Source organism: Kribbella sp. NPDC058693, assembly GCF_042715335.1.
Lineage (GTDB): Bacteria > Actinomycetota > Actinomycetes > Propionibacteriales > Kribbellaceae > Kribbella > Kribbella jiaozuonensis.
The window spans coordinates 1,827,918-1,853,545 of sequence record NZ_JBHXSQ010000001.1; the positions used below are offsets into that span (position 1 = coordinate 1,827,918).

The 25,628-nt window shown below is 68.7% G+C and carries 24 protein-coding genes; 11 read left to right on the forward strand and 13 right to left on the reverse strand.

What is annotated here, in order from left to right; all coding sequences use genetic code 11:
- The first annotated feature begins 45 nt into the window (after positions 1–45).
- Positions 46–972 (forward strand): aldo/keto reductase family oxidoreductase, encoded by a 927-nt coding sequence (locus ACFWUU_RS08765; RefSeq protein ID WP_380173919.1) that lies wholly within the window; start codon positions 46–48, stop codon positions 970–972.
- On the opposite strand, the gene ACFWUU_RS08770 is transcribed toward ACFWUU_RS08765, so the two are convergent.
- A complete protein-coding gene (locus tag ACFWUU_RS08770) occupies positions 969–1,835 on the reverse strand; it encodes a hypothetical protein (RefSeq protein WP_380173921.1) in 867 nt (288 codons plus the stop codon). The two genes, ACFWUU_RS08765 and ACFWUU_RS08770, sit on opposite strands and share 4 nt — an antisense overlap.
- Positions 1,836–2,671: 836 nt before the next feature.
- Complete coding sequence (locus tag ACFWUU_RS08775; protein ID WP_380173923.1) at positions 2,672–3,835, reverse strand: acyl-CoA dehydrogenase family protein; 1,164 nt, start codon at positions 3,833–3,835, stop codon at positions 2,672–2,674.
- A gap of 135 nt (positions 3,836–3,970) precedes the next feature.
- Here ACFWUU_RS08775 and ACFWUU_RS08780 point away from each other — a divergent pair, with 135 nt between their 5' ends.
- A complete protein-coding gene (locus ACFWUU_RS08780; protein ID WP_380173925.1) occupies positions 3,971–5,308 on the forward strand; it encodes a UDP-glucose dehydrogenase family protein in 1,338 nt (445 codons plus the stop codon).
- A 3-nt stretch (positions 5,309–5,311) separates the two neighbouring features.
- On the opposite strand, the gene ACFWUU_RS08785 is transcribed toward ACFWUU_RS08780, so the two are convergent.
- From ACFWUU_RS08785 to ACFWUU_RS08795, 3 genes are all read right to left on the reverse strand, one after another.
- A complete protein-coding gene (locus ACFWUU_RS08785) occupies positions 5,312–6,532 on the reverse strand; it encodes an MFS transporter (protein ID WP_137252909.1) in 1,221 nt (406 codons plus the stop codon).
- 75 nt (positions 6,533–6,607) lie between these two features.
- A complete protein-coding gene (gene purE, locus ACFWUU_RS08790; protein ID WP_380173927.1) occupies positions 6,608–7,108 on the reverse strand; it encodes a 5-(carboxyamino)imidazole ribonucleotide mutase in 501 nt (166 codons plus the stop codon).
- A gap of 8 nt (positions 7,109–7,116) precedes the next feature.
- Positions 7,117–8,289, reverse strand: a complete 1,173-nt coding sequence (locus ACFWUU_RS08795; protein ID WP_380173929.1) for a 5-(carboxyamino)imidazole ribonucleotide synthase — start codon at positions 8,287–8,289, stop codon at positions 7,117–7,119.
- Between the two features lie 144 nt (positions 8,290–8,433).
- Here ACFWUU_RS08795 and ACFWUU_RS08800 point away from each other — a divergent pair, with 144 nt between their 5' ends.
- Both ACFWUU_RS08800 and ACFWUU_RS08805 read left to right on the forward strand, forming a co-directional pair.
- Entirely contained in the window at positions 8,434–8,991 is a 558-nt protein-coding gene (locus ACFWUU_RS08800; protein ID WP_137252906.1) for a GtrA family protein, read from the forward strand.
- Between the two features lie 78 nt (positions 8,992–9,069).
- Positions 9,070–9,567 carry a hypothetical protein gene (locus ACFWUU_RS08805; protein ID WP_380173931.1) on the forward strand — a complete coding sequence of 166 codons (498 nt, stop codon included), beginning with the start codon at positions 9,070–9,072 and terminating at the stop codon, positions 9,565–9,567.
- Positions 9,568–9,569: 2 nt separating this feature from the next.
- Here ACFWUU_RS08805 and ACFWUU_RS08810 read toward each other — a convergent pair whose 3' ends face one another.
- Positions 9,570–10,472 carry a hypothetical protein gene (locus tag ACFWUU_RS08810; protein ID WP_380173933.1) on the reverse strand — a complete coding sequence of 301 codons (903 nt, stop codon included), beginning with the start codon at positions 10,470–10,472 and terminating at the stop codon, positions 9,570–9,572.
- On the opposite strand from ACFWUU_RS08810, the gene ACFWUU_RS08815 reads away from it, so the two are divergent.
- Entirely contained in the window at positions 10,453–11,760 is a 1,308-nt protein-coding gene (locus ACFWUU_RS08815) for a GNAT family N-acetyltransferase (protein WP_380173935.1), read from the forward strand. The two genes, ACFWUU_RS08810 and ACFWUU_RS08815, sit on opposite strands and share 20 nt — an antisense overlap.
- Before the next feature lie 29 nt (positions 11,761–11,789).
- On the opposite strand, the gene ACFWUU_RS08820 is transcribed toward ACFWUU_RS08815, so the two are convergent.
- Genes ACFWUU_RS08820 through ACFWUU_RS08830 form a run of 3 tightly spaced genes read right to left on the reverse strand, consistent with a single transcriptional unit; the run spans position 11,790 to position 14,172 of the window.
- Positions 11,790–12,854, reverse strand: a complete 1,065-nt coding sequence (locus tag ACFWUU_RS08820; protein ID WP_380173937.1) for a nucleotidyl transferase AbiEii/AbiGii toxin family protein — start codon at positions 12,852–12,854, stop codon at positions 11,790–11,792.
- Positions 12,847–13,503 carry a type IV toxin-antitoxin system AbiEi family antitoxin domain-containing protein gene (locus ACFWUU_RS08825; RefSeq protein ID WP_380173940.1) on the reverse strand — a complete coding sequence of 219 codons (657 nt, stop codon included), beginning with the start codon at positions 13,501–13,503 and terminating at the stop codon, positions 12,847–12,849. The genes ACFWUU_RS08820 and ACFWUU_RS08825 overlap by 8 nt, the downstream gene beginning before the upstream one ends.
- A gap of 42 nt (positions 13,504–13,545) precedes the next feature.
- Positions 13,546–14,172, reverse strand: coding sequence for a PH domain-containing protein (locus ACFWUU_RS08830; RefSeq protein WP_137252904.1), 627 nt, complete (start codon positions 14,170–14,172; stop codon positions 13,546–13,548).
- A 165-nt stretch (positions 14,173–14,337) separates the two neighbouring features.
- Between ACFWUU_RS08830 and ACFWUU_RS08835 the strand changes: the two genes are divergently transcribed.
- The 3 genes from ACFWUU_RS08835 to ACFWUU_RS08845 all read left to right on the forward strand — a co-directional run bounded on the left by ACFWUU_RS08835 (position 14,338) and on the right by ACFWUU_RS08845 (position 17,326).
- A complete protein-coding gene (locus ACFWUU_RS08835; protein ID WP_380173943.1) occupies positions 14,338–15,732 on the forward strand; it encodes an OFA family MFS transporter in 1,395 nt (464 codons plus the stop codon).
- Positions 15,733–15,884: 152 nt separating this feature from the next.
- Positions 15,885–16,784: a helix-turn-helix domain-containing protein gene (locus ACFWUU_RS08840; RefSeq protein WP_380173945.1), complete on the forward strand. Its 900-nt coding sequence runs from the start codon at positions 15,885–15,887 to the stop codon at positions 16,782–16,784.
- Positions 16,781–17,326, forward strand: a complete 546-nt coding sequence (locus tag ACFWUU_RS08845; RefSeq protein ID WP_380173947.1) for an MOSC domain-containing protein — start codon at positions 16,781–16,783, stop codon at positions 17,324–17,326. The genes ACFWUU_RS08840 and ACFWUU_RS08845 overlap by 4 nt, the downstream gene beginning before the upstream one ends.
- On the opposite strand, the gene ACFWUU_RS08850 is transcribed toward ACFWUU_RS08845, so the two are convergent.
- The 3 genes from ACFWUU_RS08850 to ACFWUU_RS08860 form a co-directional block, all read right to left on the reverse strand.
- Positions 17,298–18,113: a biotin--[acetyl-CoA-carboxylase] ligase gene (locus ACFWUU_RS08850; RefSeq protein WP_380173949.1), complete on the reverse strand. Its 816-nt coding sequence runs from the start codon at positions 18,111–18,113 to the stop codon at positions 17,298–17,300. The genes ACFWUU_RS08845 and ACFWUU_RS08850 overlap by 29 nt on opposite strands.
- Positions 18,110–20,737 carry a phosphoenolpyruvate carboxylase gene (locus tag ACFWUU_RS08855; RefSeq protein ID WP_137252899.1) on the reverse strand — a complete coding sequence of 876 codons (2,628 nt, stop codon included), beginning with the start codon at positions 20,735–20,737 and terminating at the stop codon, positions 18,110–18,112. Before ACFWUU_RS08855 ends, ACFWUU_RS08850 begins: the two co-directional genes overlap by 4 nt.
- A gap of 100 nt (positions 20,738–20,837) precedes the next feature.
- Positions 20,838–21,464, reverse strand: a complete 627-nt coding sequence (locus tag ACFWUU_RS08860; protein ID WP_380173951.1) for a TetR/AcrR family transcriptional regulator — start codon at positions 21,462–21,464, stop codon at positions 20,838–20,840.
- Positions 21,465–21,529: 65 nt separating this feature from the next.
- On the opposite strand from ACFWUU_RS08860, the gene ACFWUU_RS08865 reads away from it, so the two are divergent.
- Positions 21,530–22,006: an SCP2 sterol-binding domain-containing protein gene (locus ACFWUU_RS08865; RefSeq protein WP_380173953.1), complete on the forward strand. Its 477-nt coding sequence runs from the start codon at positions 21,530–21,532 to the stop codon at positions 22,004–22,006.
- A gap of 2 nt (positions 22,007–22,008) precedes the next feature.
- Here the strand turns inward: ACFWUU_RS08865 and ACFWUU_RS08870 are convergent, their stop codons facing one another.
- On the reverse strand, positions 22,009–23,766 hold the full coding sequence (locus tag ACFWUU_RS08870) for a hypothetical protein (RefSeq protein ID WP_380173955.1): 1,758 nt from the start codon (positions 23,764–23,766) through the stop codon (positions 22,009–22,011).
- A gap of 89 nt (positions 23,767–23,855) precedes the next feature.
- On the opposite strand from ACFWUU_RS08870, the gene ACFWUU_RS08875 reads away from it, so the two are divergent.
- Positions 23,856–25,433 (forward strand): acyl-CoA carboxylase subunit beta, encoded by a 1,578-nt coding sequence (locus ACFWUU_RS08875; protein ID WP_380173957.1) that lies wholly within the window; start codon positions 23,856–23,858, stop codon positions 25,431–25,433.
- Positions 25,430–25,624 (forward strand): acyl-CoA carboxylase subunit epsilon, encoded by a 195-nt coding sequence (locus tag ACFWUU_RS08880; RefSeq protein ID WP_380173962.1) that lies wholly within the window; start codon positions 25,430–25,432, stop codon positions 25,622–25,624. The genes ACFWUU_RS08875 and ACFWUU_RS08880 overlap by 4 nt, the downstream gene beginning before the upstream one ends.
- The last annotated feature ends 4 nt before the right edge of the window (positions 25,625–25,628 follow it).

The window sequence follows — 25,628 nt, forward strand, 5'->3', positions numbered from 1 at the left end:
CAGGAATCGCCTGGCTTACTCGCCATGGTGATAGAACCACCTGTCATGGAGACCGTTGAGTTGACCAAAGCCGGGATGTCCGTGTCACGGGTTGTGCTGGGGCTGATGCGGATCAAGAACCTCAGCGACGGCGAGATCCGGGAGCTGGTCGGTACGGCGCGCGATGCCGGCGTGACGATGTTCGACCACGCCGACATCTACGGCGGTTCGCACGGCTGCGAGCAGCGGTACGGCGACGCGCAGCCGGTCCCCGCCTCCGAACGGGACCAGGTGGTGATCCAGTCCAAGGTCGGCATCCGGCCCGGGTACTTCGACTTTTCCCGTGAGCACATCGTCTCGAGCGTCGAGCAGTCGCTGACCGCGCTCCGGACCGACCACCTCGACGTACTGCTGCTGCACCGCCCGGACACCCTGATGGAGCCCGACGAGGTCGCCGCGGCCTTCGACGAACTGCACTCCGCCGGCAAGGTCGCGGCGTTCGGCGTCTCGAACCACACGCCCGGCCAGATCGAGCTCCTCGCCAGGTCCGTCCGCCAGCCGCTGGTCGCCAACCAGATGCAGTTCAGCCTCGCGAACGCCGCGCTGGTCGCGCAGGGTCTAGCCGCGAACATCATGGGCCTAGACCAGTCCGTCGACCGCGACCTGGGCGTCCTCGACTACAGCCGCCTGAACGACATGACGATCCAGACCTGGGGCTCCGTCCAGAAGCCACCGCCCGGCGGAGTCTTCCTCGGCGACCGCGAGAACTACGGGCCGCTGAACGAGGCGCTGGACGAGCTGGCCGGCAAGTACTCGACTACCCCGGATGCGATCGCCATCGCCTGGATCGCCCGGCACCCCGCCAATATGCAGATCGTCATCGGCACGACCAATCCTCGTCGCGTCATCGAATCCGCGGCCGGCGCGGCCATCCGCCTCACCCGCGAGGAGTGGTACCACCTGTACACGGCCGCGGGCCACACGCTTCCCTAGGACGGCTTGATGCGCTGAACCTCGACGTACCCGTTCTTGCCGACGACCAGCCACTTCTCGGACACGTCGGCAAGCACCACGCCGGCCTGACTCGCGGACCGGGGCTGTCCGGTGCGGTCCACCGCGACGGTCCCGGCGAGATCGTCGTGCTCGGTGCTCTCCTGCGTCGTCTTGTACGTGCCCCAGATGTACGGTCCGGCGCCGTACGTCGCGTGGAACTCGAGGCCTTTGGGCCGGCTCTTGCCCTTCGTGGGCGAGCCATCCGGGAGGGTCTGGGTGACGAACCCATTCGGCCCCTTGGCCCACCAGGCGACACCGCTGTCCCACACGAGCATCGGTGGCTCGGACCCCACCAGCCCCGGAGGAGCGTCAGCCTCGAAGTCGAGCCGGTCGCCGGTCGACAGGTGCACTATGTCGGTGACCCTTCGATCCTTGGTACTCAACACGGTGTGATCGGCGACAGTCGCGACGTGCTGGTACGGCCCGTCGATCGAATGCTTGCCGGTCCACCGCGGCGTACCGTTCCGCGCATCCCGCACCTCCGGCCGCCAGCCGCCGTCCGTCTTCTTCGCGACGACGACCGACTCCCCGTCTCCCGCCAGCCCGATCACCCCGGCGCCACGCCACAACTCCCGCCCGGTCCGCGCGTCGATCGCGATCGTCGTCGCCCGCCCCGGCCAGTCGGGGCCGTACGGCGCGCTGACGGTAGCCAGCACGACGGACCCGGCAACAGCCGTGACCATCGTCCGATCGGTAGAGGCGTCGGACTCGGCCCGGAATCCCCAGACAGGGCGCCCATCGTGTACGTCGACGCCGACGATGCCGCTGCTCGTCTTGGCGTTGCGGTCGGCAACGAAACTCATCGGGAGAATGTTGCCGGCACACCCGACCGTGGGCTCCTGGATGACATCAGGCGACTCATACACACCCCGCCCGACAACACAAAGCCAAACCTCTCCCACTCCCGGCACCGACACCGGCTTGGTGTCATCGATCTGCCAGACCTGCTTCCCGTCGGCAGCGTTGAAGCAGACAACCCGAACCGTCTCCACCCCGGTCCCGTCAACCAGAACCACCGAGTCCCCCACCAGCCGCGCCCGCCCCGCCAACCCCTCAACCCGAGTCCTCACCGGCACCCGCCAGACAGCCTCAAGCTTCAACTCCGGCGCCCCGTCCCGCGCACTCTTCCCACAGGCAACCAGCAAAGGCGCCACCACAACCGCCCCAAGCACAACCCGCCGCCGCATAACCACCCCGCGACGCTAGCAACCCCAAAGTCCACCAGCCGATGACGCCGCGCGCGGCACGGTTGGGTTTAGCCACTTCGCCGGCCGTCGCGGTCGGCCCGCCCCCGGACCCAACCAGAGGTACTCACCTGGCGCGACCGCGCACACCTACGGCGCGGGCAGCAGCGCGCCCGCTGGCGGCAACGACCTTTCCCGCAGCACGGTCCGACCTCCCGGCCGCACTCCCCTCTCACAGGACGGCGAGGAACCGCGCAGGTCCGGTGCGGCCTTCGGCGGGTACGAACCCGTCGCGCCACGGGGCCGTCACCCGCGCGTCAGCGCGCACGGGTCCGGGCGATAAGCCCGGGGGTGGGTGGGAGCGGCGCATAGCCCGACGACGAAGGAGCCGCGCGTAGCACCGCGATGGGCTGACCACCTCAACCCACCCAACCACCTTCCGCGATGGACTGCTTTTACCCCAGACCCTTCAACAGTTGGCGGGCCATGACGATTCGTTGGACCTGGTTGGTGCCTTCGTAGATTTGGGTGATTTTGGCGTCGCGCATCATGCGTTCTACCGGGTAGTCGTGGGTGTAGCCGTAGCCGCCGAGGAGTTGTACTGCGTCGGTGGTGACGGCCATGGCGACGTCGGAGGCGAAGCACTTGGCGGCGGCGCCGAAGTACGTGAGGTCGCTGTCGCCCCGCTCGGAGCGCGCGGCCGCGGCGTACGTGAGCTGCCTGGCCGCCTCGATCTTCATGCCCATGTCGGCGAGCATGAACTGAAGGCCCTGGAACTCGGCGATCGCCTTCCCGAACTGCTTGCGCTCTTTGACGTAACCGAGCGCGTAGTCGAGGGCACCTTGCGCGATGCCCAGGGCTTGCGCGGCGATCGTCACCCGGGTGTGGTCCAGCGTCGCCATCGCCGTCGAGAAACCGGTGCCGGGCTCCCCGATCAGCCGCGACGCCGGGATGCGCACGTTGTCGAAGTACACCTCGCGCGTCGGCGACCCCTTGATCCCGAGCTTCTTCTCCGGCGCGCCGAACGACACGCCCTCGTCCGCCTTCTCGACCACGAACGCCGAGATCCCGCGCGACCGCGCGTCCGGGTCCGTCACCGCGAAGACCGTGTAGAAGTCCGACACCCCGGCGTTCGTGATCCACCGCTTCACGCCGTTCAGCACATAACCGTCGCCGTCAGCAACAGCCCGCGTCTTCATCGACGCGGCATCCGAGCCGGCCTCAGGCTCCGACAGGCAGTACGAGAACATCGCGTCCCCCGCGGCCACCGGCGGCAGGTACCGCTCCTTCACCTCGGACGACGCGGACAGCAGCAACGGCAGCGAGCCGAGCTTGTTCACGGCCGGGATCAGCGAGGTCGACGCACAGGCACGCGCGACCTCCTCGATCACGATCACCGTCGCGAGCGCGTCCGCCCCGGCGCCGCCGTACTGCTCCGGGATGTGCGGCGCGTGGAAGTCCGAGGCCTTCAGCGCGTCGTACGACGCCTTGGGGAACTCGGCCAGCTCGTCCACGTCCCCGGCGTGCGGGGCGACCTTGGCATCGCAGACGTCCCGGACGGCGTCCCGGATCGCCTGGTGCTCCTCGGACAGCGCGTACAGCTCGAATGAGTTACTCACGAGTCACACAGTACGACGAACAATCCGCGAAAGGAGGGCGTCGTACGCCGAAAGTGACCAAGTCCGCACGCCATGGAAGACCGGCAGACATGAGCCGGTCACCCGCTGATAACCACGATGGGTAGAGTCCCCGACATGAGTGAAGCGACCTCCCGCCCCCTGCGGATCGCCGTGATCGGCACCAATTACCTCGGCGCGAACACCGCCGCCGGGATGGCCGAGTTCGGTTTCGACGTCATCGGGGTCGAGATCGACGAACACCGGCTGAAGCTGCTGAACGACGGCAAGGCGCCGCTGTACGAGCCCGGGCTGGACCCGCTGCTGAAGAAGCACGTGGACTCCGGCCGGCTGCGGTTCACCAAGGACTACCGCGAGATCGCGGACTGGGCCGATGTGCTCTTCATCTGCGTCGGCACGCCGCAGCTCGAGGGCAGCGAGGCGGCCGATCTGGCCCAGGTGCACTCGGTCGTCACCATGCTCGCCCCGCTGCTGACCAAGCCGGCCCTGATCGTCGGCCGCTCCACGGTCCCGGTCGGTACGTCGAAGATCGTCGAGGCCCGCTTCCACGCCGAAGCCCCGGCCGGTACAGCGGTCGAGATCGCCTGGCAGCCCGAGTTCCTCCGCGAGGCGCACGGCGTCGACGACACGCTGCACCCGGACCGGCTGGTGTTCGGCGTACAGACCGACGCCGCCGAGACCCGCCTGCGCGAGGTGTTCGCCACCCCGATCGCAGAGGGTACGCCGGTGGTCGTGTGCAACCTCCCGACCGCGGAGCTGGTGAAGGGCGGCGCGAACGCCTTCCTGGCCACGAAGATCTCGTTCATCAACGCGCTCGCCGAGATGGCCGACGCGACCGGCGCGGACGTGACGCTGCTCGCCGACGCGCTCGGGTACGACAAGCGGATCGGCCGCGGCATGCTGAACGCCGGCCCCGGGTACGGCGGTGGCTGCCTGCCGAAAGACCTGCGCGCGTTCATGCACCGGGCCGGCGAGCTCGGCGTCGAAGAGGTCATCACGTTCCTGCGTGAGGTCGACGACATCAACCAGCGCCGCCGCGCCGGGATCGTTGACATCACCCACGAGATGCTCGGCGGCGAATGGGTCGGCAAGAACGTCACCGTCCTCGGCGCCGCGTTCAAGGCCGGTACGGACGACGTCCGCGACTCGCCCGCGCTCGACGTGGCCGGCCGGATCCAGCTGCACGGCGCGAACGTCACCGTCTTCGACCCGGAGGCGATGGAGAACGCCCGCCGCGTCCGCCCGACGCTGCGCTACGCCTCCACCGCGGTCGAGGCCTGCCGCGACGCCCACGCCGTACTGCACCTCACCGAGTGGCCCGAGTTCCGCGAACTCGACCCCGCCGCACTGCGCGGACTCGTCGCCCACCCGGTCGTCATCGACGCCCGCCTCAACCTCAACGCCGAGGCGTGGCGCGCCGCAGGGTGGACGTACCGCGCACCGGGCAAGCCGTAGCGGCTACGCGACCCGCGCGTTGCGGAGGACCGGCCGGCTGAGCGCGACCAAGCCGATCAGGGCGATCGCGACGCCGATACCGAGGCAGACTCCGGTGATCTGGATGCTCTGGACATCGGCCAGGCTGCCGAGGACCGGGTTCATCACGACCAGCGCGAGGCTCTGGCAGAGCACGATGACCGACTGCAGCCGTGACTGGTACTCGCGCTCGACCGAGTTCATCAGCAGCGGCAGCACATGTCCGGTGAAGGTGCCGACACCGACGCCGCTGAGTACGGCGGATGCGATGGTCAGCGGCAGCGGAGTCACCTGCGACAGGCCGATGAACCCGACCGCGGCGACCAGCAGGCCGAGCATCGCCACCATCCCCGGCCGCTGGAACGCACCACGCATCAGGATCCGGATCGACACGACGCCGACACCGATGCTCCGGGTCGCGATCAGGAGGGCCGCCGTTTTAGCGTCCCAGTGGTGATGGCGGGCGAGCAGCGGCAGAAGCAGCGCATCCATCGGCATCAGCAGACCGGCGGCGACCGTCATCGTGATCAGCAGCGCCCGGGTGAGCGGCCGGCCGAACGCCGCGCGAACACCGTCGACGATCGATCGGAACATGGTTGTCGTCCTCGACCCGTGCGGAGCGGTGGTGCCGCGCAGCAGATACAACACCACGATCATCACGCCGAAGGTGATCGCGTCGAAGGCGGCCGCCGCGGACAGACCTGCCCAGTTGACGAGGACGCCGCCGACCGCCGTACCGGAGACGGCGAAGACCACTCCGGTCACCTGGAAGCTCGCCAGCGCCCGCGGCACCTGCTCCGGCGGCACGAGCAGACGCGGCATCGAGCGGGACGAGGGCAGGAAGAACGCGTCGATGACTCCGACCACCAATGCCAGGATCACCAGCAACCAGACGGGCTCCCCCACGGCGCGCGTCGTGGGGACCAGGGCCGCGGTCACCAGGAACATCGCGGTGCAGCTGACCAGCAGCACGCGGGGCGCGCCGTACCGGTCGCCGATGGCGCCGCCGATCAGGAGCAGGACGGCCCGCGGAGCAGCAGCGAGGAGCAGGATCAGCCCTGCAACGCTGCCGCCGTGGCGGGTGGCGGACCAGCCGATGGCGAAGGCCATCGTCAGGTCGCCGAGGAGAGACACGGCGGCGCCGAACAACCAGACCCAGAAACGGCCTGGTATGCGCTGCGTGTCCGAATCAGTGGGCGGAGTCACGATCGACGACCTTAGACGACAACCAATGGGATCTCACGACTACCCGCCCCCATCCTGTGGAAACCAGCGACTGCCTCAGCCTTTACGCAACTCTGCTGCCCCGTCACGCACAGTGCTGCCCTTCCCCCGTGCCACGTCCGCCAGCGATTCCTGGAACGCCAGCATCTTGTCCCGCAACTTCTCGTCCGTCGCGGCCAGGATCCGGACCGCGAGCAGCCCCGCATTCCGAGCGTTCCCGATTGACACCGTTGCAACCGGGACACCGGCCGGCATCTGCACGATCGAGAGCAGCGAGTCCATTCCGTCGAGGTATTTCAGCGGAACGGGTACGCCGATCACCGGCAACGGTGTCACCGACGCGAGCATGCCGGGCAGGTGCGCGGCCCCGCCGGCGCCGGCGATCAGCACCTTGAGGCCCCGCTCGTGCGCTGACCGTCCGTAGTCGATCATCTCCGTCGGCATCCGGTGCGCCGACACGACGTCTGCCTCAAAAGGCACATCGAACTCCACGCACACCTCGGCCGCCGCCTTCATCGTCGGCCAGTCCGAATCCGACCCCATCACAATCCCGATCATGCGCTTCCCTACTCGTCGATGGTGCCGGTCAGATACGCAGCCGCGTGGCGTGCGCGGGAGCGGGTCTCCTCAAGGTCGTCGCCGTACGCCGTGACATGGCCGATCTTGCGGCCCGGCTTCACCGACTTCCCGTAGAAGTGGACCTTCAGCCCCGGATCGCGCGCCATGCAGTGCAGCAGACCGCGGTGCATGTCCTCGACGTCGCCGCCGAGCACGTTGACCATCACGGTGTACGGCGCTCGGGCGGCCGGCGAGCCGAGCGGCAGATCGAGTACTGCGCGCAGGTGGTTCTCGAACTGGGACGTGACCGCGCCGTCGATCGACCAGTGCCCGGTGTTGTGCGGGCGCATCGCCAGCTCGTTGACCAGCAGCCGCCCGTCGCGGGCCTCGAACATCTCCACCGCGAGTACGCCGACCACGCCGAGCTCACCGGCGATCCGCAGCGCGGTCTGTTGCGCCTGCGCGGCCTTCTCCGGCGCCAGGCCCGGCGCCGGCGCGGTGACCTCGACGCAGATGCCGTCCTTCTGCACCGACTCGACGATCGGGTACGCAACCGCCTGCCCGTGCGGCGACCGCGCGACGATCGCGGACAGCTCGCGGACGAAATCCACCTTCTCCTCGGCCAGGATCGGTACGGCGCTGCCGAACGCCGTCGCGATCTGCGGGTCGTCCGGCCCGTCGACGAACCAGACGCCCTTGCCGTCGTACCCGCCGCGGGTGGTCTTGAGGATGATCGGGAACCCGCCGACCCGCTTGGCGAGGTCCTCGACCTCGGCCGGTGTCGCGACCACCTGGTGCGCCGGCGACGGGGCGTCGAAGGTGTCGAGCCGGGCGCGCATCACGGCCTTGTCCTGGGCGTGCACGAGCGCATTCGGACCGGGGTGGACCTTGAGGCCGTCCGCCTCGAGGGTGTGCAGGATCTCGGTCGGCACGTGCTCGTGGTCGAACGTGACCACGTCGCACTCGGCGGCGAACCGCCGTACCGTCTCGAGGTCCTTGTAGTCGCCGACCGGCGCGTCCGCGACCGCCTGGGCGGCGGACACCGTGGGGCCTTCGGCGAGCACGCGGAGCTGGATACCGAGGGCGACGGCAGTTTCCTGCGTCATCCGGGCCAACTGGCCGCCTCCGACCATGCCGACCACCGGGGTGCCGACGGGGAGGTCTTTGCGATCGAACTTCACAGACCGGAGCCTAATGTCCATACAACATCAGCCGGTCGGCGGCCATCGCGGCACGCTGGCGATTTCGGGCTGGGACCGGTCGCCGGGTACCGTGGGAGGCTGACCCTCCCGTCGCTGTCTGATCACAGAAGGTTCCGAAGACCGTTGAAGCTCGTCACCACGCTGTACCGCCAGTTCCAGCATCTGGTGCACGAAGTGGCCAAGTTCGGTCTGGTCGGTCTGCTCGGTCTGGTCGTCGACCTGCCGATCTACAACTGGCTCGTGTTCAGCAACCCGCTGGTGCTCGCCGACTCCGGCGAGGGCATGCTGCACCACAAGCCGCTGACCGCGAAGCTGATCTCGACCACGGTCGCGACGGTCGTGACGTACTTCGGCAACCGGTACTGGACGTGGCGGCACCGCGAGCGCAGCGGTCTGCACCGTGAGTACGTGCTGTTCTTCGTGCTGAACGGGATCGGTCTGCTGATCGCGGCCGGCTGTCTGGCCTTCTCGCGGTACGTGCTGGACCTGCACACCTGGCTGTCCGACAACATCGCCGCGAACTTCATCGGCCTCGGGCTCGGCACGCTGTTCCGCTTCTGGTCGTACCGGAAGTTCGTCTTCAAGGAAGAGATCGAGCTCGACGAGGCCGAGCACACCCCGGCCCCCGACTCCCCGGCCGCTCTCGACGACTCGACCGGAGATCTGCCGGCTGTCCGCTGACCCGGCACCTCGATGACTCCTCCTTCACCACCCCGGCAGAGGCTGCATCCGGCAGTTGTCGTCAGCATCGTTCTGGCCGTGTTGCTGGTGGGTGTTGCAGGCGCCGGGATCGCGGCCGTCGCCATCGTGCGGTCCGACGCCAACACGCAGTTGAAGCGCGCCGACGACCTGCAGCGCAAGCTCGACGCCGCCGGGCCGGGCGAGCAGGTACGCACGGAGGTCCTGGCGGCTGCCCGGGCACATGTCGGTGTTCTCTTCAGCTACGACTACCGCAAGCTCGACGACTACGCGGCGGCGACGCAGAAGGTCACCACGGAGAAGTTCGGCGCCGAGTTCGCGAAGACCGTCGCCGCGATCCGTCCGCAACAGCTGAGCCAGCAGGCCGTCGCCAAGGCCGAGGTCACGGACGCCGCGGTCAAGGACGCGACCGCCACCACGGCACACGTCCTCCTCTTCGTCGACACCACGACCACGACGAAGGGCGCGTCGACCCCGAGCGTGCAGCGCACCCGGGTCCAACTCACCCTCCAGTCAGTCTCCGGCCAGTGGCTCGTCGACAACGTCGAGGCTGTCTGAGGTCACTCTCCGAACGGCGGTTTGAAGGTGGCGTTGCCGTCGGTCCAGTGGAAATAGACGGGGTCGGTGAAGGTGGCGGGGACCTTGCCGATCGACTGGATGACGGTGGTCGTCCCGGTTGCGTGGCCAACGGCGTACAAGTAGCCGTTGTGGGTGTCGCGGTCGATGCCGAGCAAGAGCGTGCCGTACTGGCCGCACTGCTGTGCGAGCAACGTCTCGAAGCCCTGCCAGGTCGCGCTGCGGACCTGCTTCACGATCGGTTTCATCGGTGCGCTCGCCGGGATGTGGATCGTGTACAGCGCGCCGCCGCGGGTGTTCGCGAGGAACGTGTCGTACGTCTTGGTCGAGCTGATCAACGCCATCGACTTCACCGACGCGAACCCGGGTGCGGACGCCTTGCTCCGCCACACACCGCCTTTGTCGACGGTCCAGCGGAACAGCGTGCCGTCGTTGCGCAGTCCGTACGTGTTGTGCCGGAGCACCCCGTCGTAGTACGTCGTCTCGTTGAGGGAGAGGAACGGCCCCCAGCCGCCGCCGACCCGCTTCACCCCGCCGTCGATGACGCCGTTTTCGCCGGTCGAGTAGTTCGCGAAGTACAACGCATCGCCCAGGATGCTGTAGCCCGACACGAACGCGACGCTGATCCCGTCATCGCCTCGCGACATCGACGAGCTGACTCGAACCGCTCCAGCGGGATACACCTTGAGCCCGAGGATCCGACTGGCCGGCGCTGTCGGCGGAACGCCCGAGAAGACGCCCTGTTCCCGATGGTCGCCGCCCGCCGTCACCGATCCGACCGCGACGGAACAGCCTCCGACCGCGCTGGTCTTGGCGGCGGCCGTTCCAGGCATCAGGCCTGCTGCGATCAGCAAGGCTGCTGACGTCGTGCCGAGAATCTTGATCATCTGCACCACCCCTTTCGCAGGCTCGATGCTCGCGGAGGGGCTGAAGTTGTCGGAAGGGCATGTGAAGATGCCGTACGTGACCGATATCGAGGTGCGGGCGGCCGAAGCTGGAGAGTTCGACGCGGTCCGGGGGGTGTTCAGCGCGGCGATGATGTTCGAGGTGACGCCGGATGATCTCGCGCAGCAGCTGTTCGAGCCGGAGCGGACGTTGGTGGCGGTCGACGGCGGGGAGTTGATCGGGACCACGCTGGCCTTGACCCGGAACTTGTCCGTCCCAGGTGCCGTCGTGCCCGCGGCGCATGTGACCGGGGTCGGCGTCCGGGCGACGCATCGGCGGCGCGGAGTGCTGTCCCGGTTGATGAGCCGGCAGCTGCGCGAGGTGCCGGAGGCGATCGCGGTCCTATGGGCCAGCGAGCCGGCGATCTACGGCCGCTTCGGGTACGCCGCGGCCGCGTGGGGGACGTCGTACGAGGTCGATCTGCACCGCGTCGGCCCGCCGACCGGACCGATCCGCCCGGGCGAGCTCGGCGAGCTGACCAAGGACGAGGCGCTCAAGGAGCTGCCCCGCATCCTCGGCGAGATGCAGCGGGTGCGAGCCGGCGTGTCCGACCGCTCGGAGCTGCGCTGGCAGAAACACCTGGAGGACAAGCCGGACGACCGCGGCGGCCGGACCGCACTCCGCATTGCCGTCCATCGCGACGAGACCGGGACCGTGGACGGCTATGCCCTGTGGCGCGGCAAGATGATCTGGGGCCCGACGGGTCCGGCGTACGAGGTGAACCTCGAGGAATTGGTCGCGCCGACGGCGACGGCGTACCGGGTGCTGTGGCAGCACCTGCTCACGATGGACCTGAGCGCCAAGCTCGGCTACGGCTACGCCGCTGTCGACGAGCCGCTCCTCCAACTCGTCAGCACTCCGACGGCCCTGGACCGCCGAGTCAGCGAGTCCCTCTGGATCCGCATCACCGACGTCCAACGGGCCTTGCAGGAACGCCAGTACACCGTCCCGCTCGACGTCGTCCTGGAGGTGACCGACGACCTGATCGAGGAGAACGCCGGCACCTTCCGCCTAACCGCGTCCGACTCAGGCGTCACCTGCGAACCCACCGACTCGCCGGCCGATCTGACTCTCTCGACCACCGAGTTGAGCGCCGCCTACCTGGGCGGCCGCCCACTCGCCGAGTTCGCCGCCACGGGCCGGGTCACCGAGCACACCGCAGGCGCGCTCAACCAAGCCACAGCAGCCTTCCGGTCGCCGCTCGCGCCGGTCAGCGTCGAGGTCTTCTGACCGGCGAGGATCAGCAGGTCTCGTGGTCCTCATCGGCCACGATCTCGCGGCGTGCGTCGGTGATCCCGTAGCGGCTGGGCGCCGCGGACCTGTTGACGCTCCTGCGCAGTCCTGCCGTCCGTTTGCGTGCCTCGCGCTCCCGGAGATGAGGGTGCCGCGGCTGCACGGTCGGTCCACCCGGCGCCTGGCATCCAGTCAGCCGTCAGCCCTCCGTGAGACTGCAGCGCCGGGTCGACGAGCTGTGCGACGAAAGCCTCCGCCTCGCCGGCATCCGTCAGTCCGTCGACCGAGGCTGCACTCTTGGCCAGGCGGGTGTACTCCGCCGTCCAGTCGGCCGGGATCCGGAACCGCTCGAACGGCTCCAGGCCGCTCAGTCTGCGCTTCGTATCGATCGCAAGCCCGAGCTCACGCAGGTCCATCTGCTGGGTCCGGGTGATCACGACCAGGTCGACAAGGTCCTTGACGCGGCTGCTGCCCTTTCCGCCCGGGTAGTTGGTGGCCATCGTGGCGCACACCTTGTCTGCCACCTGATCGACCACTGGATACAGCCGGTAAGGCCGGGTCACCAGCGGCCGGCCCAGTTTGAGCCGGTTGGCGGGCTCCACGGTCTCAGGCCGCCCGACCGGCGCCGGGCCGACAACGAGGTCGACCGGTACGTCCCCGATCCTCCGACCGGTCTCGGCGTCGTAGCAGGTGAACAGCAGTCGGCGGGTCGCCACGCCTGGCTGGTTGTCGCCGAGACCGGTCGGCCGTCGCGCGGAGAGGCGGAACGTCACATGGTCCCCCATGTCAACATCCACACAGAGCTTGAGCGCGTTCTCCGCCTCATCGAGATCAGCCGCGGGCGATGCCAGGTCGACATCCTTCGTGGCTCGGGTCCTCGGGACACGAGCCAGCATGCTGACGCCGCCCTTGAGCAGCCAGTCCGAGTCCCCACCTGCCGCGAAAACCCGCGTCAGGAACCGATCGAAGTACGCCTGACGGATCAACGAGTCGACATCGGTGGCCGCCCCCATCGCGACCGCCTTCTTTGCTGCCTCCTTGATCGCTCGTGAGAGGGACGGCCAATCCCCATAGGGCTGTTTGTCATCCACGGGCCCACCCTTCGGGGGCCACGCCCGCCAACTCGAACAGATCGCCGGCCAGGGAAAGACCGTTGCCGAGCCGGCGCGCAGCAGCGACCGGCTCGAGGTAAGCCACCAGGTCGCGAGGAGAGAGCAGCTTTCCCTGCAGGACGGCATCGCGAACTGTGTCCGCGACCAGGGACCGGTCGGTCTGCCGCTCCAGCAGATCTGCGATCGTGCGCTCAACCGTGAGCGTCGGCACTCCCTCCACCGGGATCACCTCGTTACGGGTCAGCTTCCGCACCCGCAGCCGCACACCGGGCAGCCTGGTCGCCTTCCTCGCCGGGACGATGAAGTCGAGACCGTCGGAGAAGAAGTCCCCGATCCCGTGCAGCAGCGTCGCCGTCACGCCGGCAGCCACGACCGGAGCGACGCCGTCGCTCGTCCGGGCACCTGTCCCGCCCAGTGCAAGCCAAGTCGCATAGATCGTCTGATGCTCGTGCTCGGGCGAGCCGGGCATCCGATAGACGCCTTGCAGGACCCGCTCGAGAACGCCGGTGGATGCCAGCCGAGAGAGTTGCTTGCGAGACACGCCGACCTCTTCGGCCTGGGCTGTCGTCAGCAGACCCCAACGCCGTTCGGCGACGGCGCCGAGCCTTGCGAGAGTCGCTCCAGCCATGGCTGCAATTGTACCCCGAAATGGGTACAAATGCTGCACTGGTCAGCGGTCGTCGTCCGAGCTGAAGAGGGTTTCGCCGTCGTCGGTTCGCGGCGACTGCTGCTGTTGTTGCTGCTGCGGGCGGCGGCGCATGTGTTCCGGCGGCTCCTCGTCGTCGAGGATGCCGTCGCCGGGTTTGCCGTCGGGGCCGCCGAACAGCAGGTCTGACATCTGCAGGTGGACGTGCTCGACGTGCGGTACGTCGGGGAGCACCACCTGACCGCGTTCGCCGGCGGACTCGATGTGGAGGGTGCCGCAGCCGAGGATGCGGTCGATCAGGCCGTGTTCGTACGAGACGTCGTTGACCCGCATCAGCGGGATGTCGCGGCCGGTGCGGGTGAGGATGCCGTGCCGGGTGATCAGCCGGCGGTTCGTGATCGTGTACGTCGAGAAGAACCAGTTCAGGAACGGCTTCAGCGCGAACGCCGCCAGGATCACCACACCGACGGCGAGGATCGCGATCCGGGCCGGGGTCTGCAACGACCCGGTCGGCACGATCGCGGCCAGGAAACCGCCCGCACCCGCCACCACCAGCAGCAGAAGCACCGGCCCGATCAGCGCCTTCCAGTGCGTCCGGGTGCTGACGACGACGTACTCGTCCTCACCCAACAACTTCGCCGAGATCGCCATACCCCCAGTCTCACAGCTACTGGGTCCGAATGTCGTCTCCCGACACGTACGAGGGCAACCGGTGGGTACCTATCGGGCGACAAAGTGGTTCAACGCTTCACAAAGTGCATACAGTGAGCCAAGATGCGCGAGGGGTAGTCAACTGGGGGACGAGAAGGAGCCGTGATGGCAGTCTTGTCGATACTCGATCGGGAGCACACGATCGCGCCGCCCGGGTACAGCCGCTGGCTGATCCCGCCGGCCGCGCTGGCGGTCCACCTGTGCATCGGGCAGGCGTACGCGACCAGCGTCTACAAGACCTCGATGGTGAAACACTTCGACAGCAGCCAGACCGCCGTCGGCGTGGTGTTCAGCATCGCGATCGTGATGCTCGGCCTGTCCGCCGCCGTCGGCGGCACTTGGGTCGAACGCAACGGCCCACGGAAAGCGATGTTCGTCGCCGCCTGCTTCTGGGCCACCGGCTTCCTCGTCGGCGCCCTGGGCATCGGCACCGGCCAGCTCTGGCTGGTCTATCTCGGGTACGGCGTGATCGGCGGGATCGGTCTCGGGATCGGCTACATCTCGCCGGTGTCGACGCTGATCAAGTGGTTCCCGGACCGCCCGGGTCTCGCGACCGGCCTGGCGATCATGGGCTTCGGCGGCGGCGCGCTCGTCGCGAGCCCACTGTCGCGCCAACTGCTCGGCGCGTACGACTCCAACTACGACCCGAACGTCAGTACGTCGGTTGCCGGCGGCAGCGCGCTGGTCGGACTGTTCGTCACGCTGGGCATCGGCTATTTCATCATCATGATGTTCGGCGTCTTCAACATCCGCGTGCCGGCCGAGGGCTGGACACCGGACGGTTTCGACCCGAAGACCGTGCAGCAGAAGGCGCTTGTGACCACTGCGAACGTCTCGGCGGCGAACGCGATCAAGACGCCGCAGTTCTGGTTCCTCTGGGTGGTGCTGTTCTGCAACGTGACCGCGGGTATCGGCATCCTCGAGCAGGCGAGCCCGATGATCCAGGACTTCTTCCGCGGTGACGGCGGCAAGTCGAGCGTCGCGGTCGCCGCGGCGGCCGGGTTCGTCGGGCTGCTGTCGATCTTCAACATGGCCGGCCGGTTCGGCTGGTCGACGACGTCGGACGTGATCGGCCGCAAGCCGATCTACGCGATGTACCTCGGCGTCGGGATCATCGCGTACGCCCTGCTCGCGACCGTCGGCCACACCAGCACGGTGGTCTTCGTGCTGCTCGCCGCGATCATCATCTCGTTCTACGGCGGCGGGTTCGCGACGGTTCCGGCGTACCTGCGGGATCTGTTCGGCACGTACCAGGTCGGCGCTATCCACGGCCGGCTGCTGACCGCGTGGTCGGCGGCGGGCATCGCCGGTCCGCTCATCATCAACGGATTCCTCGACCACGAAGGCAAACCGGGCACGCTGACCGCATCGGCGTACCGGCCGGCGCTGTTCACGATGGTCGGCGTACTGGCGGTCGGCTTCATCGCCAACCTGCTGATCCGCTCGGTGTCCGACCGATTCCACGAGCAGTCCGAATCGACCGTGGAGGCATCCCGATGAACCAGACCCCACGCCTGGTGATCTCCTGGCTCCTGGTAGCCGTCCTCCTCGGCTACGGCGTCATCGAGACCCTGATCACCGCGGTCAAAATCTTCACCGAGTAAAGCGAAAACGATCAAGCACAACACCAAGGCGGCGAGCACGATGGTCCCATGACCGATGTGCTGGCCGCCTTCGTCTCGGTACTCACCGACGCACTCGACGACCACGCGGCCAACGGCGCCGATCTGGCCGCCCGACTTCAACTCTCGCGCTCGCATCTCGATCGGATGGTCGCGGCCGCGGCGGGTGAAAGTCCGGGCGCGCTCCGACGGCGGATCCTGCTCGAGCGATCGGCGTACCAACTGCTGACCGGGCCCGGGCACATCCTCGACGTCGCGGTCGAGGCCGGGTACGGGTCGCACGAGGCGTTCACGCGTGCCTTCAGCCGGGCGTACGGCGTACCGCCTGCGGAGTGGCGTGGCCGGCCGGACCGGATCCGGCTGGAGACGTCGAGTGGCATCCATTTCCACCCGCCGAACAGATTACGGGTGGCGGCCAGGGACGAGGTGAGTTCGATGGAGCTGGTGCGGACGATGGTCGATCACCATGTCTGGCTGCTCGGGGAGATGCTCGGGCAGGCGGCCACGCTGACCGACGAGCAACTCGACCATCCGATCGAGATCTCGGTCGAGGGAATCGACGACCATCCGACGCTACGCTCGCTGCTGTCCCGGCTGGTCGGCCAACTCGGCATGTGGCATGCGAATCTGACCGGCCAGGAGTACGACTTCTCTGTAGAACAAGGGGAAAGCGTCCAGAGCATGCGCCGCCGCCTGGCTGACGTGGGTACGGCGTTCGCGGCCGAGGTCGGCGAGCTGTGCGGCGCGAATCGGCTTGATGAGTTGATCGTGTGTCCGGGTGAGAACGCCGAGGTGTACACGGCCGGCGGGATGATCGCGCATGTGCTGACGTTCGGGTCGTACCGGCGGACGCTGGCGGCCGGGGCTTTGCACGATGCGGGATGCGACGACCTGGACAGCGGCGATCCGATTCGGTGGATCGGGCGATGACGGCGCGGGTGGTGGCGGTCAACGTTGTGTTCGAGGTGATTCGTGGGCCGACGCGGTGGACGGCGATCGACAAGCGGCCGGTGCGCGGGGTGGTCGAGGTTGGTGAGCTTGGGCTGGTTGGTGATCGGCAGTGCGATACGCGGTATCACGGCGGGCCGGACAAGGCGCTCTATGCGTACGCCGAGGAGGACGCCGACTGGTGGTCGGCCGAACTGGGTCGCGACATCCCACCGGGGTTGTTCGGGGAGAACCTGACGACCGCCGGGCTGGACATCACCGGTGCGGTGGTTGGGGAGCGGTGGCGGATCGGTGGGCCGAAGCACGGGATCCTGGTCGAAGTACGGTCGCCGCGGACGCCGTGTGGGAACTTGTCGGGGCGGATGGGGATCAATCGGTTCCATCACCGGTTTGCGAAGACAGGTCGGGTGGGCGCCTATCTGAAGGTGCTGGAGACAGGCTCGGTGCGCGAAGGCAACCGGATCGTGGTCGTTCACCGACCCGAGCACAGGCCGACTATTGGTCAGCTGTCCTCAGGTGGGTGACGTCGCCGGCGGCCAGTGGGCGAGGGCCGTCGGGGGTGTCGACGATCAGCCGACCGTCGTCCGCCAGGTCCCGGGCGACGCCTTCCAGGAACGTGCCGTCCGGTAGCTCCACGCGGACAGATCGCCCGAGGGTCGCGGACAGTTCGCGGTACTCCGGAAGCACCACAGACGGATCACCGCCAGCGTCGACCCAGACCTGATAGCGAGACGCGAGCTCACGCAGTACGGCGGCCATCACCGTCGCGCGGTCAGTGGTGACGGCCTTCTCCAGTGCGAGTGACGTCGCGGCCTCGTGCGGCTTCTCGTCGGCGTGGAGGGTCACGTTGAGGCCGATGCCGACCACCGCGGCCGGTCCCTCGATCCGCTCGAGCAGGATGCCGGCGAGCTTGCGGTCCTCGATCAGTACATCGTTCGGCCACTTCACCTGCGCCGGCACCTCAGCAACCGCACGCACAGCCGCCGCAACGGCCAGCGGCACCAGCAAACCCAGCCACGGCCACCGTGCCGCCTCCACACTCACCGGACGCAGCAAAACCGACATCAGCAGCGCAGAGCGAGGTGGCGTCGTCCAGGTCCGCCCCAGCCGCCCCCGACCGGACGACTGGTACTCCGCAGCGACAACCAGCCCTTCGGGCTGTCCACCAGCGGCCGCGGCGGCCACGACCGCGTTGGTCGACGGCGTCTCCGCGAGTACGTCGATCTGCGTCCACAGCGCACCGGGACGCACCAAGCGGCCCCGCAGGAACTTCTCGTCCAGCGGGGGCCGCTCCAGGTCGCTGAATCTCATCCGGTGTTCTGCAGACCGGCCGCAACGCCCGAGACGGTCAGCAACAGCAGCCGTCGAGTCCGGACAATCTGCTCCTCGTCCAGCGAGTCGTCCGTGCGCAGCGTCCGCAGCGCCCGCAGTTGCAGGTAGCTGAGCGCGTCGACGTACGGGTTCCGCAGCTCGACCGCACGGCCGAGCACGCGCCGCCCTTGGAGCAGGCGCTCCTCGCCGAGCACCTTGAGCACCCACTCGGTGGTGAGCGCGTGCTCGTCGAGCATCTTCTGCGTCAGCTCCGGCCGGTCGCCCAGCTCCAGGTACCGGCCCAGGATTCGCCGGTCCGTCTTCGCCAGCGACATCTCCGCGTTCTCCAGCATCACCTGGAACAGCGGCCAGTTCTGGTTCGCGTCCTGCAGCAGGGCGACGTCCCCGACGGCTGCCAGCGCAGTACCGAGGCCGTACCAACCCGGTGCGTTCACACGGGCCTGCGACCAGGCGAACACCCACGGGATCGCGCGCAGGTCCTCCAGCGACGACACCGCCACCCCGCGACGAGCAGGCCGCGACCCGAGCGGCAGCTGACCGAGCTCCTCCAGCGGCGTCACCCGGCCGAACCACTCCGCGAACCCGTCCGCCTTCACCAGCCCGTGGTACGCCGTACGCGCCGCCTCGTCGAGCGTCTTCTCCATCACCGCGAACCGCTCCGCCGCCGCAGTGGCCCGCTCCTCGATCGCGGGAGTGGATGCCAGCAGCGTCGCCGCGGTCACCTGCTCGATGTGCCGCTGCGCGATCGGTGCGTTCCCGTACCGCGCCGGGATCGCCTCGCCCTGCTCGGTCAGCTTGAATCGACCAGCCACCGACCCAGGAGCCTGCGCGAGTACGGCGCGGTTCGCCGGACCGCCGCCACGACCCAGCGCACCACCACGACCGTGGAAGAGCGTCAGGCGGATCGCGTTGCGCTGCGCCCACGCGGTGATCCGCGCCTGCGCGTCGTACAGCGCCAGCGTGGCCGAAACCGGTCCGACGTCCTTGGCGGAGTCGGAGTACCCGAGCATGACCTCGAAGCGCCGGTCGTTCGCAGTGAGCCGGTGCCGCACCCGGGTGAGCTGGATCGCGTTGTCCAGCACCTCCACTGAGTTCTGCAGGTCCTCACCCGTCTCGAACAGCGGTACGACGTCCAGCTCGATCGGACGGCCGTCCAGCGCGGCGTCAGCCAGCTCGTAGACGGCGGCCAGGTCGCCGGCGTTGCGGGTGAACGACACGACGTACCGACGGCAGGCATCCGGGCCGAAGCGCTGCTGGATCTGACCGATGACCCGGAGCGTCGCCAGCACCTCCTCTGTCTGGTCGGACAGCTCGCCGCCACCCAGCACCTCTTCGAGAGCCTTGGCGTGCACCGAGGAGTGCTGACGGATCTCCAGCTCGGCCAGGTGGAAGCCGAACGAGTTCACCTGCCAGATGAGCTGCTGCAGCTCACCGAACGCCTGGCGTGGTGCGCCAGCCGTCACCAGCGAGTCCTGCAGGACCTTGAGCTCGTGCAGGAAGTCAGCGGCCCGCGGGTAGCCGAAGTCCGCGTCACGGGACCGGGTCGCGGCCAGCCGGCGCGCTGCGAGCAGCAGGAGCTGCCGGTGCGGCTCGGCCGGTGAACGCGTCTCGATGTCCGCGATCAGCTCCGGGTTGACCGCCCGGGCGTCCTCCAGGATGCGGCGGACCGGCGCGGACGGCGGAGTGGTCGCGGCGTCCAGGGTGAGCGCGCGGCCCAGCGCCTCGGTGGCCTGCTCGAGCGCCCGGAGGACGTGGTCCGCCTGGATCTGCATGGCCTCGCGGGTGATCGCGGCGGTGACGTTCGGGTTGCCGTCGCGGTCGCCACCGATCCAGGAGCCCAGGTGCACGAACGGCGCGACCACCGGCGTACGGGTGCCGGCTGCGTCACCGGCCAGCGCGTCGTCGAGTCGGCGGTACACGTTGCCCACGACATCGAACAGGGTCTCTTCGAACACGGCCATCGCCGAGCGGACCTCGTCCAGCGGAGTCGGCCGGCTGGTGCGGAGTTGCGACGTACGCCAGAGGACGTCGACCTGCTCGACCAGGCGGCGACGGTTCTCCGCCAGGTCGCTGTCGCCGGCCCGCGGGTCGTGGCGCTCGTCCAGCAGCGAGGAGATGCGCCGGATCGTCGCCAGTACGGCGCGGCGCCGGGCCTCGGTCGGGTGCGCGGTCAGCACCGGGCGGAACTCCAGCCCGTTCAGCAGTGCGCGGGCCTGCTGCTCGCCGCTGTCGCGGGCGATCTGCTCGACGGCCTGGGCCAGCTCGGACACCACGGCCTCGCTGCCGGCCCGGTCGCGCTCGCGGAGTACGCGGGCGCGATGCAGTTCCTCGCTCAGGTTGGTCAGGTGGAAGTAGCAGGTAAAAGCCCGCGCCACGTCCTCGGCCCGCTCGTACGGCCACGATGCGACCAGCTGCTCGGCCGCGGCGCCGTCGCCGGCGATGGTCAGCTCGCGCAGTTTCTCGACGTCGTCTAGCAGCGGCTGTCCGGCGTACTCGACCAGAACCTTGCCGAGGATCTCGCCGAGCAGGCGGACGTCGGCCCTGAGTTCTTCAGGCACCTCGAACCGCGCGCGGGTACGGGTCTCACTACCGGTCTCGCTCACGTTCGCCCACCCTATCGGCGGACGCCCGTCGATGCCGCACAGTCCAGCCACTGGAAGCCGATCGTGACCGCCCGTTCAGCTACTTCACAGTATGTCGCGCTCAGACGTTGCCGAAGCCGCCGGCGACGACCTGGGAGACGGTCTTCGCCAGCTCGGCCGGGCTGCGGTCGGTGCCGTCGACCACGAGCATCCGGGCGCAGGACTCGGTCATCGAGGCGAGCAGTTCGGCCAGGACCGGGAGGTTCGCGTCGGGGTCGGCGACACCGGGGAGGGACTGGAGCAGGGTCAGGCGCAGGCTCTCGACCAGGAACGCGCGGGCGGCGCGGACCCGCTCGGCGACGACGGGCGCAGCGCCGTACTGCGCGCCGAAGACGATCCGCCACGACTGCGGCTGCTCGGAGACCGCAGTCAGGAACGCGGTCAGGCCCTCGAGGACGTGCTCCTCCGGGGTGCCGACGCTCGGGTCCGCGGGCAGCGCGGCGACGATCGAGACGACGAGGTGCTGCTCCTCGCGCGCGAGCAGAGCCAGCAGCAGCTCGTCGCGGTTCGCGAACGAGTCGTAGACGACCGGTTTGGTGACGCCGGCCGCATCCGCGACGGACTGCATCGTCGTACCCGCGAAGCCCTTCGCCGAGAACACCTCGAGCGCGGCGTCCAGGATCAGCGGGCGACGGCGCTCCGGACCGAGATGACGAGCGCGCCGACGTCGTTCAGGGTCCCCAACCACTTGACAAACCTACCGCATCGTAGGAAATTCCTACAGTCCGGTAGGAACTGCCGCGGGGGTGGTCGATGACCGAGCGAGGCAGTGCTGGTTGGCTGGAGTCCGAGGGCATCACGACCTTGGACGCGAGTGAGCTGGCCCGATTGGTCGACCGGACGTCGGAGCGGGAGCTTCGGCATCGTCTCATCGGGGGAGTGCGAGAGGTCGCGTTGCGCGAGATCTTTCGCCGGATGCCGGAGTACCTCCGACCCGCCCGGGCTGCCGGGTTCGACGCTGTGATCAGCTGGCAGATCACCGGCGCGGGCGGGGACGGGCACTCCATCGACGAGTACTGGATCCACGTCCACGACAGCCGCTGCACGGTGTCGTCGACGCCGCCTGCTCCCGCGGACATCTCCATCCGCACGGATCCGGCCACGCTGCTCCGCATCGTCACCGGCAACGAGGACCCGATCGTTGCCGTCCTCAAGCAACGCCTGTCGGTCCGCGGCGACCTGGCCCAGGCCGCCCGCCTCACCAAACTCTTCGCCGTCGGCCCCGCCTGACCTCAGCGGTCCAGCGTGGGGCGCTTCGGGTCGGCGTTCGAGGTGGTTCGAGCCGTCGTCTGAGAGGCAGCAGGAGCCTGTGCCTGCGGGCGAGTGAGCGCCGGGTCATGCCCGGACGCGAAGCGCGCCGCCGACTCCTGCTCTCGCGCGAGCGACTCACGCCGAGCCATGCCGGGCGCCTCCGCGTAGGTCTCACTCATCTTCACCGCGACCTCGCCGACCAACGTGCCGTACTCCGACGCCGAGTCGTCATACAGCGCGTTGTCGAGCACACCCGGCAGCGCCGCGAACTGAAGGTCGACCTCGTCCGTGATCCGGCTCAACGCGAACGGCCCCTCAACGGCTTGTACGCCGGAACCCGCCACCAAATCCCCCACCGCCGCCTGAACCATCCGCGGCGCGCTCTCCCCAGCCATCCGACGAAGCGTCTCCCCCTCCTCAGCACCCACAGCCTTGTCGACAACCGCCGCGAACGAGCGAGCCGCCGGCGCCAGCCGCCGATCAGGCTCCGGCGCCCGCGCCTGCCGCACCTGGATCGCAAGCTCGTACGGCAACGAGCGGTCCGCAAGATCCCGCAGGTTGTCCTCGGCAAACGCCGTACCGACGGCCTGCTCGATCGTCGCGTACTCAGCTGCGACCGCCCCGACCGCCGCCTCGTGCCGCCCGTCGAACTCCTCCGGAACGGCCCACCGTGCGTACTCCGCCGCCACGAACTGGAACGCCTCCCGTGCGGCAGTCGCATCCGAAGCACCGAGCGGGTGTGTCCTGCTGCTCTCGAGCAGCTTGCCGAGCGCCACCGCCTGCTCCCGCGGAAGCTTGAGTGTCGTCGCGGCACCACCTCCAGACTCGATCCCGCCGTCCCACCGCGAGTTGGGTGCGTCGAGGATGTCCCCGACAGCGCCTTGGATCTGACCGCACAGCTCGGCGACCGAGTCCGGCCGCGCAACCGCAGGCGGCCAGCCGATGGTGTCGAAGTACTGATGCAGGTGGGCGATCTCCTCGTTCGCATCCTGACTGGCAGTCGTGATCGCCGTCGACCCGAAGCCGGCCAACTGCTGCCGATCCGCCAGTACGGCGCCGATCTCCGGCCCCGGAGCCTCCCGCTCGTGATTCTCGAACTGGGCCTCGAGATCATCGGCGATCCGCGTCGTCAGGTCGTTCCGCTCCGACGCCGGCAACGCCGCGAACCCCGGCCGCGACTGCAGCAGCATCCTGGCCGCAGCCGTCGCATGGGCACCACGACCGGCGGCGACCAGCTCCCGCAGTACGACGCGCTCCGGCCGTCCGGTCCGCGCGCTGATGGCAACAGCGGCCGCGTGCGCAGCCAGCACGTCGCCCTCGATCCTCGGAGGCGGGAAGATGCCGAGGTCATCCGGCCGCCCGTCCGGCCGAAGCTCGGCGACCAGGCGCGGCGTCTCGTACTGCGCGTACAACCGGCTGTTCGCCGCCTCGAACCGCGACTGGCCATAGGAATACAGAGACTCCTGGGCCGGCTCCCGAGGTTCCAGTACGGCGGCGCAGCTGGCGACCGTCTCGACCAGGGCCTCCCGGATCTCCGCCCGCTGATCCTTCTCGCCGGGCTGCGGCGCGAGCCGCGCCGGAATGTCGAGGTTGTCCACCAGCAGGCGCAGTCGCCGCTGGTCGGACCGCGTCACCCGCTGGGCGATCTGGTTGCCGACGGCCAACGACCAGCTCCCGGTGTCCCGCTCGACCAGCCTGTTGATGCTCCGGATCAGATCACCGACCTGTGCGTCCGCCACGGCGAGAACCTACCGGCGGCCAGGTTCAGCGACGCGTTGCGGCGGACGTCACAGGCGGTACGGCGTACTGGCGCGTAGGCTGCGCGTTCATGGGAGAGACGGTGAACATCCACACCACGGCCGGGAAGCTCGCGGACCTCGAGCACCGGCTGGACGAGGCCGTGCATGCCGGGTCCGAGCGCGCCGTGGAGAAGCAGCACGCGCGCGGTAAGAAGACCGCCCGTGAGCGGATCGAGCTGCTGCTCGACGAGGGCTCCTTCTCCGAGCTGGACGAGTTCGCCCGGCACCGCTCGACCAGCTTCGGCCTGGACGGCAACCGCCCGTACGGCGACGGCGTGGTGACCGGGTTCGGCACCATCGACGGCCGGCAGGTGTGCGTGTTCGCACAGGACTTCACCGTCTTCGGCGGCAGCCTGGGCGAGGTCTTCGGCGAGAAGATCGTCAAGGTGATGGACCTGGCGATGAAGATCGGCTGCCCGCTGATCGGCATCAACGACTCCGGCGGCGCCCGGATCCAGGAGGGCGTGGTCTCCCTCGGCCTGTACGGGGAGATCTTCCGCCGCAACGTCCGCGCGTCCGGTGTCATCCCGCAGATCTCGCTGATCATGGGCCCGTGCGCGGGCGGTGCGGTCTACTCCCCCGCGGTCACCGATTTCACCGTGATGGTCGACGAGTCGTCGTACATGTTCATCACCGGCCCCGATGTGATCAAGACCGTCACCGGCGAGGACGTCACCCAGGAGGAGCTCGGCGGCGCCCGGACGCACAACACCAAGTCCGGCAACGCGCACTACCTCGGCAGCGACGAGGAGGACGCGATCGAGTGGGTGAAGGCCCTGGTCGGTCACCTCCCGCAGAACAACCTCGAGGACCCGCCGGTGTACGACGCGCCCGCGGACCTCGAGCCCACCGAGACCGATCTCGCCCTGGACACGCTGGTCCCGGACTCGCCGAACCAGCCGTACGACATGCACACCGCGATCGAGGCGGTCGTCGACGACGGTGAGTTCCTCGAGGTGCAGACGCTGTTCGCGCCGAACATCATCGTCGGCTTCGGCCGGGTCGAGGGCCGCCCGGTCGGCGTGGTCGCGAACCAGCCGATGCAGTTCGCCGGCACCCTCGACATCGACGCGTCCGAGAAGGCGGCCCGGTTCGTCCGGACCTGCGACGCGTTCAACGTGCCGATCCTGACCTTCGTCGACGTCCCGGGCTTCCTGCCCGGCACCGACCAGGAGTGGAACGGCATCATCCGCCGCGGCGCCAAGCTGATCTACGCGTACGCCGAAGCGACCGTCCCGATGATCACCGTGATCACCCGCAAGGCCTACGGCGGCGCGTACGACGTGATGGGGTCGAAGCACCTCGGCGCGGACATCAACATCGCCTGGCCGACCGCACAGATCGCGGTGATGGGCGCGCAGGGCGCGGTCAACATCCTGTACCGCCGCGAACTGGCCGGCGCCGAGGACGCGGAGTCCCGCCGGCAGCAGCTCATCACGGAGTACGAGGACCACCTGGCGAACCCGTACATCGCGGCCGAACGCGGCTACATCGACTCGGTCATCAAACCCAGCGAGACCCGCGCCGAAATCATCCGCGCCCTCCGCCTGCTCCGCACCAAGCGCGACACCCTGCCCCCGAAGAAGCATGGGAACATCCCCCTGTGATCGAGATCCGCAAAGGCAACCCGACCCCGGAGGAGCTCGCCGCCCTGGTCACGGTGCTGGCTGCTCGCGCTGCCGCACCCGCGCCGGCACCGGACCCGCAACGCGCCAGCAACTGGGCGACGTACTGGCGCAACGCCCGCACCCCGCTCCGCCCCGGCCCCGGGCAGTGGCGCGCCAGCGCTCATCCGTAAACAC